An 11,992-nucleotide genomic window follows, 5' to 3' on the forward strand; every position below is an offset into this window, starting at 1 on the left:
CCGACGGCAGCGACCGTCGTCTGCTGCAGCATGATCTCGGAGAGCCAGACCGCGTAAGGATCGGCGAACACGCCCGGCCGCGACCGCCAGGGCAGGACCCGCGCATGGATGTCGTACCAACCGAGCAGCCGTTGCGCGACGGAGGGAGCTTCGCTCTTCAAGTTGAGGGACCGTTTGGCCATCCGTCACTCATCGCGCGAATGCCACGTCCGCGTCAATCCGACCCGTCGCTTCAACAACATGGATGTCATCCCGGGCTCGTCCCGGGACCCACGGGCAACAAGCTCGGAGCAAGCGGCCCCTGGGCCCCGGCACAAGGTCGGGGTGACAAAATCCAGGATCAAAGTGACAAGCCCGGGATGACAAGGTGGGGTTGGGGCGGCGAGGCCGGGGCGACAAGGGGAATCGCTCCCTGCCCGTTTTCGAGTCAGAATGGGCCATGACCCGATATGGCCGCCCCATCGCCCCGATGCGCTACCAGACGCCGCCCATCGGCGCGCGCGTACCCGCGATCACCCGCGACATCTTCAGGAAGCGCGGCTTCAGCCAGAGCCATATCCTCGCCCATTGGCCGGCTATCATCGGCGAGGCGCTGGCAGAATATTGCTCGCCTGAAAAGCTCGCTTTCCCCCGGACGCCCAATGAAGGCCGGGGGCCGCAGGGCAGCGCCACCCTGACGGTGCGCGTCGACGGGCCCATCGCTCTCGAAATCCGCCATCTGGAGCCCCAGATCGTCGAGCGGATCAACGGATATTATGGATATACGGCCGTCGCCCGACTGAAACTGGTACAAGGCCCCCTGCCGCCCCGGCCGAAAAGCCGCCGCCGCAAGTTCCGTCCGCTCACGCAAGGCGAGCGGGATGCGCTCGTTCGGAGCCTCGACCCCATCGGCGAGCCGGCGCTCAAATCCGCGCTCGAACGGCTCGGCCAAAGAATCCTGGGGACAAGTGCCCGGTTGCCCGATTCTCGGGCCCGCGCAACCCAAAGGTTTGATTGAGAGGGCCGGCCCCCGGGGTCATAATGCCTCAACATCTTGTAGGGATCGCTCAAAGTGAATCAAAATCGGGTTATCGCGATAGCGGTGGTGGCCGTTCTGGCCGTGGCGGCGCTCGGCTACGGGGCCTGGCGCGCCTTCGGCCACAAGGACACGCTGGACACCGCCTCGATCAGCACGCGCGACGTCTCCGCCTTCGAAAAGGAACTCGCGGTGCCGGGTCCGCTCGGCGACATGGAGCTGGGCGACAAGAACGCGCCCGTCACCGTCTATGAATATGCCTCGCTCACCTGCTCGCATTGCGCGGAATTCTCGAAAGACACCTTCCCCGAGGTGAAGAGGAACTACATCGACACCGGCAAGGTCCATTGGGTGCTGCGCGATTTCCCCTTCGATCCGGTGGCGACGGCGGCCTTCATGCTCGCCCATTGCGCGGGGCCCGAGCGTTATTTCGGCTTCGTCGAGGTTCTCTTCGCCAATCAGTCGCAATGGGCCTTTGTCGACACGCCGATGGAAGCCTTGAAGAACATCGCGCGGCAGGGCGGCTTTTCGGAAGAAAAGTTCGACGCCTGCATGAAGGATCAGACGATCTTCAACCATGTGAAGACGGTTGCCGAGCGTGGCGGACAGGAATTCGGCGTGCGGTCGACGCCGACCTTCTTCATCAATGGCGAGAAGGTCGAAGGCGCCATTCCCTACGCCGATTTCGAGGCGGCGCTGAAGAAGCATCTGCCCGGCGGCGAAGGGGCCGCGACGCCCGCACCTGCCGGCGAGGCGACCCCGGCCGGCGAAGCGACACCGGCTGAGCCGCATCAGTAAGCGAACCGGCGTATTTCGCCGATCAGGACAAACTTCGAGCAAAGATCGAGACCAAAGTGAAGTTCAACAGGCTGCGTCTTTCAGGTTTCAAGTCCTTCGTGGACACGACCGATCTCATCATCGAGCCGGGCCTCACCGGCGTCGTGGGACCGAACGGCTGCGGCAAGTCGAACCTGCTCGAGGCCCTGCGCTGGGTGATGGGCGAGAACTCGTTCAAGAACATGCGCGGCACCGGCATGGAAGACGTGATCTTCGCCGGCACCGCCGGGCGGCCGGCGCGCAACCATGCCGAAGTCACGCTCGTCATCGACAATGCCGATCGCTCGGCGCCCGCCGCCTATAATGACTGCGAGACGATCGAGGTCTCGCGCAAGATCGAGCGCGATCAAGGCTCGACCTATCGCATCAACGGCCGCGAAGTCCGCGCCCGCGACGTGCAGCTCCTCTTCGCCGACGCCTCCACCGGCGCCCATTCGCCGGCGCTGGTGCGGCAAGGCCAGATCGCGCAGTTGATTTCCTCGAAGCCGATCAACCGCCGCCGCATTCTCGAGGAAGCCGCCGGCATCACCGGCCTCTATACGCGCCGCCACGAGGCCGAGCTTCGGCTGAAGGCCGCCGAAACCAACCTCACGCGCCTCGACGACGTCGTGGCGCAGCTCGAATCCCAGCTCGCGAGCCTGAAGCGCCAGGCGCGACAGGCCGTGCGCTATCGCAACCTCTCCGGCCAGATCCGAGAGACGGAAGCGATCCATCTCCATCTGAAGTGGACGCAATCGGTCGAGGGGCTGAAGCGCGAGGAAGACCGCCTCGTCGCCACCGACGCGCGCGTCACCGAACTGACCCGCGAAGCCGCCGCCGCGAGCGTCGCCGAAGCGGATGCCGCCGAAGTTCTGCCGGGGCTTCGCGACGCCGAGGCGCAGGAAGCGGCGAAGCTCCATCGCCTCACTATCGAACGCGGCAATCTCGACGCCGAGGAAGCCCGCGCCCGCGAAGAGGCCCAGCGCCTCACCGCGCGGCTCGATCAGATCAGCCAGGATCTCGCCCGCGAACGCCATCTGATCGAGGACACGCGGAGCGCCATTCAGCGTCTCGACGCGGAATCCGAAGAATTGAACGCCGCCGCGGACGGTCAGGACGAAGCGCGGATGATGGCCGAGGCCCGCGTCGAGGAAACGCAAGCCTCCCTCGCGACGCGCGAAGGCGAACTCGACAACCTCAATCAGGAAATCGCCCGTCTCGCCGCCGAACGCCAGAGCCTCGAACGCTCCATCGAGGCCGCCCGCGCCCGCATTGAAAAGCTGATGCGCCAGCTCGACGAAATCGCGGTGGAGCAGGCATCGCTCGCCGACGCCGCCGAAAAGCAGGCCGAAATCGCGCTGCAATCGAGCGAACTCGAAATGGCGGCGCAACGCATGGAAGAAGCCGAACGCGCCGCGCTCGACGCCGAGGACGCCCGCACCCGCGCGCAGGAGGCCGAGAAAGCCGCCCGCGAACCGATGCAGGTGTCGGAACGCCGCGCCGGCGATCTCGCGGCTCAGGCCAAGACCATCGCCGATCTTCTTGCGGTCGATGAAAGCGACCTCTGGCCGCCGATGATCGACGCGGTGCATGTCGAGCATGGTTATGAGACGGCGCTGGGTGCCGCCCTTGGCGACGATCTCGCCGTGCCGGGCGACGTCGCTGCGCCCGTTCATTGGGACACGCTGCCCGCGCTTTATCTCGCGCCCTCGCTGCCCGACGGCGCGACGCCGCTTGCGCAATTCGTGCGCGGGCCTGACGCACTCTCGCGCCGCCTCTCGCAGATCGGCGTCGTCGATGCCGCCGATGGCAAGCGCCTGCAGCGCGAGTTGAAGCCCGGCCAGCGCCTCGTCACGCGCGAGGGCGCTCTTTGGCGCTGGGACGGCTATACGGCCGCCGCCGACGCGCCGACCGCCGCCGCGCGACGTCTCGAACAGAGGAACCGTCTCGCCGATCTCGAAGGCGAATTGCAGGGCGCGCGCGATCTCGCCGCCGATGCCCGCGCCGCCTTCGAGCAAAGCCGCGTCGCCGCCGAACAGGCGCTCGCCGCCGAACAGGAAGCCCGCCGCGCCCAGCGCGACGCGCAGGCCGAACACAACCGCATCCGCGACGCGCTTGCCGCCGCCGAGCGCGCGGCCTCGGCGCAGTTGAACCGCCTCGCCGCCTTGACGGAAGCGCAGGAGCGCCTGACCGGCGATCACGGCGAAGCCGCCCGCGCGCTCGAAGAAGCGGAAGTCGCTCTCGCCGGATTGCAGCCGGACGCGGATTTGCGCAACCGCGCCAACGATCTCCGCGATCAGGTGGCGGCGCTCAGGATCGAGCTCGCCGAAGCCCGCGCCCAGCACGAAAGCCTGCGCCGCGAGGCCGAAGCCCGCACACGGCGTCTCTCGGTCATCGCGCAGGAACGCGGCCAGTGGGAACACCGCGCGACGAATGCCGAACGCCAGATCGCGACGCTCGAGGAACGTCAGGACGAAGCCCTTGGCGAATTGCAGGCGCTCGAAGGCATTCCCGCCCAGATCGAGGAGAAGCGTCACGCGCTGCTCGACCTGATCGGCATCGCCGAAGCGACCCGCAGCCACGCCGCCGATGCGCTGGCGGAATCGGAACGCCGGCTATCCGACTGCGCGAAACTCGCCCGCGAGTTCCAGGCGCATCTCGGCGAAGCGCGCGAGGAACGCGCCCGCATCGACGGCCTCGTCGAAGGCGCGCGCGAACGCCTCGCCGAATCGGAAGCCCGCGTCCGCGAAGTCCTCGAATGCGAGCCGGCCCAGGCGCTGGCGCAAGCCAACCTCGAAGAGGGCGCCGAACTGCCGACGCTCGAACAGACCGACGCCAAGCTCGACCGCCTGAAGCGCGAGCGCGAAAGCCTCGGCGGCGTCAATCTCCGCGCCGAGGAAGAATCGCGCGAACTGACCGAACAGCTCGAGACGATGACGACCGAGCGCGAAGACCTCGTCAGCGCCATCGCGAAGCTCCGCCAGGGCATCGGCAGCCTCAACCGCGAAGGGCGCGAGCGCATGCTCGAAGCCTTCGAGAAGGTGAACTCGAATTTCTCGCGCCTCTTCACGCATCTCTTCGGCGGCGGCGAAGCCCATCTGAAGCTCACCGAATCGGAAGACCCGCTGGAAGCCGGCCTCGAAATCTACGCCCGTCCGCCGGGCAAGCGCCTGCAGGTCATGTCGCTGCTGTCGGGCGGCGAACAGGCGCTGACGGCGATGTCGCTGATTTTCGCGGTGTTCCTGACGAACCCCTCGCCGATCTGCGTGCTGGACGAAGTCGACGCGCCGCTCGACGACGCCAATGTCGAGCGTTTCTGCGACCTGATGGAAGAGATGACGCGCACCACCGATACGCGCTTCCTGATCATCACCCACCACGCGCTGACCATGGCCCGCATGAGCCGCCTTTTCGGCGTCACCATGCAGGAACGCGGCGTCTCGACCCTGGTTTCAGTCGACCTCGAACGCGCCGAACGCTTCCTCGAAGCCTCCTGAAGCCTTCCCAAACCATCCGATCAAGGCCCCTTCGGGGGCCTTTTTCACATCCGGCTACGGCTGCGACTCATCGCGCCAGCGAGGCCGATTGACGCAGGGCAATAGAGCGCGGAATTGTTCTTTCTACACAAGGACTTAAAGTAAGTTACCCGGTTCTTGACAGGCATTATGCCCGCAAGTAGGGTGCGCGCGGCTTGAGGCGGGGCTTTCGCGGTTTCGAAGCAGTTTTGCTGGGCCTTTTTGACGGCGGAGCGCGCGTTTGGCTGACAAGAAGGAACCCGGGGCTCGAAACGACGGCGGTCTTCCGCCTGCCGACGAGAAATCGCTCGCCGATCTGGATCAGCGGATTCAGGCGGCGCGCAAAACGGCAAAATGGACTCGTCCCGAGCCGGATAAGGATAAGGCCGAAAGCCGGCCCTCCGATATGGGCGTCGCCCTCCGACTGTCTTCGGAACTCGTCGCGGGTGTTCTGGTGGGCGCGGGTATCGGCTGGGGCCTCGATCGGTTGTTCGGCACCTCGCCCATCTGCCTCGTCGTTTTTCTGGGGCTCGGCACGGTGGCCGGCGTAAGGAATGTGCTTCGCGCGACACGGGAATTCGATGCATCCCGCAAGAGCGCCGGAGCGAAGCAGGATCAGAGCGGGCAGACGCCCGCAGATAAAAAGTAAGGTCAAGCGCCGTGGCAACAGCCGAACATGCTCAGGGTGGTTTCCCGGTCGATCCGTTGCACCAGTTCGTGGTTCACAAGATCGTTCCGCTCGAGATCGGGGGCATCGACGTCTCCTTCACCAATTCCAGCCTGTGGATGGTCGTGACCGCTCTCGTCGTGACCGGCTTCACGGTTCTGGCGATGGGCAAGCGCGCGGTGGTTCCGGGCCGCTTCCAGGCCGCCGCCGAAATGTTCTACGACTTCATCCACAAGATGGTCGAGGACAATGCCGGCCATCACGCGATGCGCTTCTTCCCCTTCGTCTTCACGCTCTTCATGTTCATCTTCTTCGCCAACATGATCGGCCTCTACCCCTACGCCTTCACCGTCACGAGCCACATCATCGTCACCTTCGCGCTGGCGATCACGGTTTTCCTCGGCGTCACGCTGACCGGCCTCTATCTCCACGGCTTCAAGTTTTTCGGCCTCTTCGTGCCGTCGGGCGTGCCCATCGTGCTGCTGCCGCTCGTGGTCGCGATCGAGGTCATCTCCTACGTCTCGCGCCCGATCAGCCATTCCGTCCGTCTTTTCGCCAACATGTTGGCCGGACACATCACGCTAAAGGTCTTCGCGGGCTTCGTCATCACCTTCACCTCGATGGGCGCGGCCGGCTGGGCCGGCGCGACGCTGCCGCTCGCGATGATCGTCGCGCTGACGGCGCTCGAGGTTCTGGTCGCGGCGCTGCAGGCTTACGTCTTCGCGATCCTGACTTGCATGTATCTGCACGACGCGATGCATCCGGGCCATTGAGGCCGGACGCGCGCAACATCGATTTCACGAGATCGGTTCGGCATGTCGCCGTTCCCATGGACTAACCGGACAACCCTAAGGAGCACTTGGTTATGGACGCAGAAGCAGCAAAGTTCATCGGCGCCGGCATCGCCTGCCTCGGCATGGGTGGCGCAGGCATCGGCCTCGGCACGATTTTCGGCAACTACCTCGCCGGCGCGCTGCGCAATCCGGCGGCTGCCGACGGCCAGTTCGGCCGCCTGATTTTCGGCTTCGCCGTCACGGAAGCGCTCGGCATCTTCTCGCTGCTCGTCGCGCTGATCCTTCTCTTCGCCTGATCGACCTTCGTCCGGGTGCTGGCCGCTCCGCAAGGGCGGCCGGCGATCGGGCAGTGCCTAACTGGAGTGCCAAATGGCTGAAGAGTCGGCGGTCAATCAAGGCGCGATCATCGAACCGGGCGCGACGCCCGGGGCGGAGAACGCGGCTGCGGACCACGTCATGACCGAGACGGGCGTTCCGCAGGAAGCGCATAGCACGGGCTTTCCCCCGTTCAATGCCAACACCTTCTCGTCCCAGATCTTCTGGCTCGTGATCGTTTTCGGCGTGCTCTACCTGCTGATGTCGCGTCTTGCGTTGCCCCGCATCGCAAGCGTGATCGCGGACAGGCGCAACCGCGTCTCTTCCGATCTCGAAGGGGCGGCTCTGGCCAAAGAGCAGATGGATGCGGCGATCGCCGCCTATGAAAAGGCGCTCGCCGAAGCCCGCGCCAAGGCGCACACGATCGCGCAGGAAACGCGCGACCGTCTGTCGGCCGAAACCGATCGGCAGCGTCACGAGACGGAAGCCGAGCTCGCCGGCAAGATCGCCAAGGCCGAAGAGAGCATCGCAAAGACCAAGGCTGCGGCGCTCGCCAATGTCCGCCTCGTGGCGGTCGATGTCGCCGGCGCCATCGTCTCGCGCCTGCTCGGCGAGGATGCCGACAAGGCGGCGGCCGAACGCGCGGTCGACGCCGCACTGAAGCGGAGTTGAGACGATGCATGTACTCGCAACCGGCGAATTCTGGGTTCTCGTCGCCCTCATCATCTTCATCGCCATCGCCATCTACATGAAGGTGCCGGGGATGCTCGCGGGCGTCCTCGACAAGCGCTCCAACGAGATCGCCAACGAGCTCGATCAGGCCCGCCGCCTGCGCGAAGAGGCGCAGACGCTGTTGGCCTCCTACCAGCGCCGGCAGGCCGAAGCGATGAAGGAAGCCGACGAGATCGTCGTCCAGGCCAAGGCCGAGGCCGAGCGCCTCGCCGCCGAAACCCGGGCGAACCTCAAGGCGCTGGTCGAGCGCCGCCAGCAGGTCGCCGAGGACAAGATCGCCCAGGCCGAGAAGCAGGCCCTGCAGGAAGTCCGCGCCGTCGCCGCCGAGATCGCGGTCGGCGCCGCGCAGAAGCTGATCGCCGAAAAGGTCGACGCCACAAAGGATGCGACCCTCGTCGAAAGCGCGATCGGGGATCTCTCGAAGTTCCACTGAGCGGACATCCGTTCCGAAGATGACAAACCCCGCCTCCCGGAGGCGGGGTTTTTCTTTGCCGCCACTCCCTCGGCTCGGCTAGCCTTGGCGGGCACATCCGGGGAGGGGACGATGCTCAGCGATTATACCCAGACCGAGTTCACGCATGAGGGGGTGACGAAGCCCGTCTATGTGCGCGGCCACGGGCCGGCCGTCATCGTCATTCATGAAATTCCGGGCATCACGCCTCACGTCACGCGCTTTGCGGATTGGGTCGTCGACGCCGGCTTTCGCGTCTACATGCCGCTGCTGGTCGGCGAGGCGGGCCCCGCGCCGACCGTCGGCTATGCCCTGAAATCGCTGGCGAAGATCTGCATCAGCCGCGAATTCCACGTCCTTGCCGGCCACCGCTCGAGCCCGGTGACGAACTGGCTCCGCGCGCTCGCCCGCCACGCCCATGCGGAAGCCGGCGGCAAGGGCGTCGGCACGGTCGGCATGTGCTTCTCGGGCAATTTCGCACTCTCGATGATGATGGAGCCGGCGCTGATGGCGCCGGTCCTCTCGCAACCCTCGCTGCCCTTCCCCTTCGGCGCGGCGCGCAAGGCGGCGCTTCATGTGAGCCCCGAGGAACTGACCTGCCTGAAGGAGCGCTGCTCAAAGGGCGACAAGGTGCTCGGCCTGCGCTTCAAGGGCGACATCACCTCGCCGGGCGAGCGCTTCGAGACATTGCGCCGCGAGCTGGGCGACGCCTTCGAAGGGATCGAGATCGACGACAAATACGCCAACCCGAAATCGCCCGAGCCGAAACCCCATTCGGTGCTGACCGAGGATCTGATCGACGAAGACGGACAGCCGACAAAGGAAGCGGCCAAACGCGTCGTCGCCTTTTTCGTCGAGCGGCTGAAGACAGCGTGATGGCCTCGCCCTTCGAGACGCCGCTTCGCGGCTCCTCAGGGTGAGGATCACGTACAGAATAAATCCTCACCCTGAGGAGGCTGCGCAGCAGCCGTCTCGAAGGGCGAGGCCGAAAAGTCAGGCTTCGATCACCGTCAGCTCCGGCCACTTCTCTTTCCACCGTGCCGCCTTTTCCGCATAGCGCTCGGCGCTGAAATTCGCGACGCGGTTCGGGCGGATGGTCATGGTCTCGATGTCGTCGAAGCCATGAGGCGCATAGACGGCCATGCCGGCAGGCTGGATGCCAACCATGCAGGCCGGCGCGAGAAAGCGGTCGATGCCTTCCGTCGACGAGGAAAGCGCCGGATAGTCGATCCCGAATTTCTCGGGATACCAGAGATGCACACGCGCCTGATTGCGGATTTCAACCTCCGCGCCGAGGTCGGCGAAGAGATCGGCGCAGCGGCGGATGACGTCGTCTTCCGCGTCCCACGACGTATCCGTATCGAAATAGAAGACGTCGTAATCCTTGATGCCATAGCCGGGCGCGCGTCCGGTCTGCATGTTCCACGCGGTCTGGAAGAGCGAGCCCGAAACGAGCCAGGCATCGGCGAGGTCGAGACGCGGCAGGCGCTCCACGATCGCGCGGTTCACCTCGTTGGCGAGCGCGAGATCGAGGAAGCCCCGTGTGTCCATCACTTCACCTTGTCGGATGCCGCGGCAATCGCCTTGAAGACCGCGATGGTCTCGTCCTCGCGGAAACTCTTTTCGGTATTGTCCGTGCCGTAGAGATGGTTCGCGGAGGTCTTGGCGATGATGAGATGCCGCGCCGGATCGATATAGACGAACTGATTGTAGATGCCGACGGCGGAATAAGGACCGTCCGCCGTTTCCGGCAGCCACCAGAGATAGCCGTAACCCCAGGCGCTGTCCGACGTGTCGCGCTTACCGGGCATCAGCTGCGGCGCGTCGGGTGTATGCGAGGCTTTCACCCAGTCGGCCGGCACCAGCTGTTCGCCCTGCCAGTCCTTCCCCTCGTTGAGATAAAGAAGGCCGAACTTCGCATAGTCGCGCAGCGTGACATTGACGCCGCCGGCTGCAAGCTCCGTCCCGGTGTCGTCGAGCACCCAGTAACCGTCGCGCGCCGCGCCGATCTTCGACCAGATCTTCTCCTCGAGATATTCGCTGGGGCTCTTTCCGGTCGCGCGCAGCAGCACGAGGCCCAGCACCTGCGCATCCATGCTGTTGTAATGATTGATCGTGCCGGGCGCATGGGCGCGGCCGAGGGTCTTCGCGAACTCGACCATCGAGCCGCCAAAGGCAAGCGTGCGCCCGAAGCGGCCGATGTCGGAATTCTTGTCGCTGTAATCCTCGTTCCAGCGCACGCCGGACGACATCTGCAATGCGTTCTTGATGCTGACGCCGTCATAGCCGGTGCCCTTCAGCTCCGGCGCATATTTCGTCAGCGGATCGTCGATGCTCTGGATCTTGCCTTCATGGACCGCAATGCCGATCAGCGCCGAAATGAAGGACTTGCCGACCGACCAGGAAATCCAGCGCGTGTCCTTGTCGTTGCCGCGCCAGTATTCCTCATGCAGAACCTTGCCGTCGCGAATGACCAGGAGCCCGGTCGTATCGACATCGGCGAGAAATTTCTGCGTATCGCGCGTTTCGCCGCCGAACGTATAGCTCGCCGGCAGCACCAGCGGAGCGCCTTGCGGAATATCGTAAACCGGCCCCGCGCGATGAAAGACGCGCGACGGGAAAATGCCGTCCATGCCGCGGAAATGCTCGACCTGGTCGGCGCCCGAGAACATGCTCGCAACGAACCGCGCCCGCTCGATGTCGCGCCATTTGGCGACACCGACGACAAGAACAATTGCGACAACAGCCAGTACCGCTCCAAGCGCGATGCGCCTGGGCGTCCATCCCTTCCCCATCATTCCTCCCTTCGTTTTATTCGGCTGCCTGCTTCGGTGTCGCAGCCTGCCAGCGCAGAACGGGGCTGCGCGCGGCCAGCGTTTCGTCGAGCCGGTGACGCGGCGCGAAATGCGGCGCGCCGGTGAATCGCGTCTTGTCGTTGCCCTTCGCGGCCTGGGCGAGATGCTTCAACGTGCCGATGAACTGGTCGAGCGTGTGCTTCGATTCCGTTTCGGTCGGCTCGATCAGGAGCGCGCCATGGACGACCAGCGGGAAATACATGGTCATCGGATGATAGCCCTCGTCGATCATCGCCTTGGCGAAGTCGAGCGTCTCGACACCGGTGCCTTTCAGAAAGCGATCGTCGAAGAGCGCTTCATGCATGCACGGTCCCTCGAACGGCGCCGAGAGATCGTTCTTCAGCGAGGCGAGAACGTAATTGGCGTTCAGCACCGCGTCTTCGGCGACCTGCCTGAGCCCGTCCGAACCATGGCTCATCATGTAGGCCATGGCGCGCACGAACATGCCCATCTGGCCGTGGAAGGCGACCATCCTTCCAAAAGGATGCGTGCCGTCGGCCTTCGCTTCGCCTTCCGTCTCGACGAGACGGAACCCCTCCTTGCCATGCACGACGTAAGGCAATGGCGCGAAAGGCGCCAGCGCCTCCGAAAGCACCACCGGGCCGGCGCCGGGACCGCCGCCACCATGCGGCGTCGAAAAGGTCTTGTGGAGGTTGATATGCATCGCATCGACGCCGAGATCGCCCGGCCGCACCCGGCCGACGATGGCGTTGAAATTGGCGCCGTCGCAATAGAAATAAGCGCCTGCCGCGTGAACGGCGTCCGCAATCTCGATGATGTCGCGCTCGAACAATCCGCAAGTGTTCGGATTGGTCAGCATGATCGCCGCGAC

11 protein-coding genes and 2 pseudogenes are annotated in these 11,992 nt (G+C 65.0%); 9 read left to right on the forward strand and 4 right to left on the reverse strand.

Annotated elements, in window-relative coordinates:
- Nucleotides 1–182 (reverse strand): annotated as a pseudogene (locus tag VMR03_RS14750) (A/G-specific adenine glycosylase); the annotation flags it as partial.
- A gap of 257 nt (nt 183–439) precedes the next feature.
- Between VMR03_RS14750 and VMR03_RS14755 the strand changes: the two are divergent.
- From VMR03_RS14755 to VMR03_RS14795, 9 genes are all read left to right on the forward strand, one after another.
- Nucleotides 440–997 (forward strand): DUF721 domain-containing protein, encoded by a 558-nt coding sequence (locus VMR03_RS14755; protein WP_325406533.1) that lies wholly within the window; start codon nt 440–442, stop codon nt 995–997.
- 87 nt (nt 998–1,084) lie between these two features.
- The gene (locus tag VMR03_RS14760) at nt 1,085–1,813 is read left to right on the forward strand and encodes a DsbA family protein (RefSeq protein ID WP_325406535.1); all 729 of its coding nucleotides are present in this window, start codon (nt 1,085–1,087) and stop codon (nt 1,811–1,813) included.
- A 56-nt stretch (nt 1,814–1,869) separates the two neighbouring features.
- Nucleotides 1,870–5,328, forward strand: coding sequence for a chromosome segregation SMC family protein (locus tag VMR03_RS14765; RefSeq protein ID WP_325406537.1), 3,459 nt, complete (start codon nt 1,870–1,872; stop codon nt 5,326–5,328).
- Nucleotides 5,329–5,587: 259 nt separating this feature from the next.
- Nucleotides 5,588–5,995 carry an AtpZ/AtpI family protein gene (locus tag VMR03_RS14770; RefSeq protein ID WP_325406539.1) on the forward strand — a complete coding sequence of 136 codons (408 nt, stop codon included), beginning with the start codon at nt 5,588–5,590 and terminating at the stop codon, nt 5,993–5,995.
- An 11-nt stretch (nt 5,996–6,006) separates the two neighbouring features.
- The gene (locus tag VMR03_RS14775; protein WP_325406541.1) at nt 6,007–6,786 is read left to right on the forward strand and encodes a F0F1 ATP synthase subunit A; all 780 of its coding nucleotides are present in this window, start codon (nt 6,007–6,009) and stop codon (nt 6,784–6,786) included.
- 92 nt (nt 6,787–6,878) lie between these two features.
- Nucleotides 6,879–7,103, forward strand: coding sequence for a F0F1 ATP synthase subunit C (locus tag VMR03_RS14780; protein ID WP_325406543.1), 225 nt, complete (start codon nt 6,879–6,881; stop codon nt 7,101–7,103).
- A gap of 73 nt (nt 7,104–7,176) precedes the next feature.
- Entirely contained in the window at nt 7,177–7,794 is a 618-nt protein-coding gene (locus VMR03_RS14785; protein WP_325406545.1) for a F0F1 ATP synthase subunit B, read from the forward strand.
- 4 nt (nt 7,795–7,798) lie between these two features.
- Nucleotides 7,799–8,287, forward strand: a complete 489-nt coding sequence (locus VMR03_RS14790; protein WP_325406547.1) for an ATP F0F1 synthase subunit B — start codon at nt 7,799–7,801, stop codon at nt 8,285–8,287.
- A gap of 111 nt (nt 8,288–8,398) precedes the next feature.
- Complete coding sequence (locus tag VMR03_RS14795) at nt 8,399–9,181, forward strand: dienelactone hydrolase family protein (RefSeq protein ID WP_325406549.1); 783 nt, start codon at nt 8,399–8,401, stop codon at nt 9,179–9,181.
- Between the two features lie 117 nt (nt 9,182–9,298).
- On the opposite strand, the gene VMR03_RS14800 is transcribed toward VMR03_RS14795, so the two are convergent.
- The 3 genes and pseudogenes from VMR03_RS14800 to VMR03_RS14810 form a co-directional block, all read right to left on the reverse strand.
- Nucleotides 9,299–9,856 carry a nucleotidyltransferase family protein gene (locus VMR03_RS14800; RefSeq protein ID WP_325406551.1) on the reverse strand — a complete coding sequence of 186 codons (558 nt, stop codon included), beginning with the start codon at nt 9,854–9,856 and terminating at the stop codon, nt 9,299–9,301.
- A complete protein-coding gene (locus tag VMR03_RS14805) occupies nt 9,856–11,103 on the reverse strand; it encodes a serine hydrolase (RefSeq protein WP_325406553.1) in 1,248 nt (415 codons plus the stop codon). The genes VMR03_RS14800 and VMR03_RS14805 overlap by 1 nt, the downstream gene beginning before the upstream one ends.
- Before the next feature lie 13 nt (nt 11,104–11,116).
- Nucleotides 11,117–11,992: pseudogene (locus VMR03_RS14810) on the reverse strand (aminomethyl-transferring glycine dehydrogenase subunit GcvPB); the annotation flags it as partial.

It is taken from the genome of Parvibaculum sp. (assembly GCF_035511255.1).
GTDB lineage: Bacteria > Pseudomonadota > Alphaproteobacteria > Parvibaculales > Parvibaculaceae > Parvibaculum.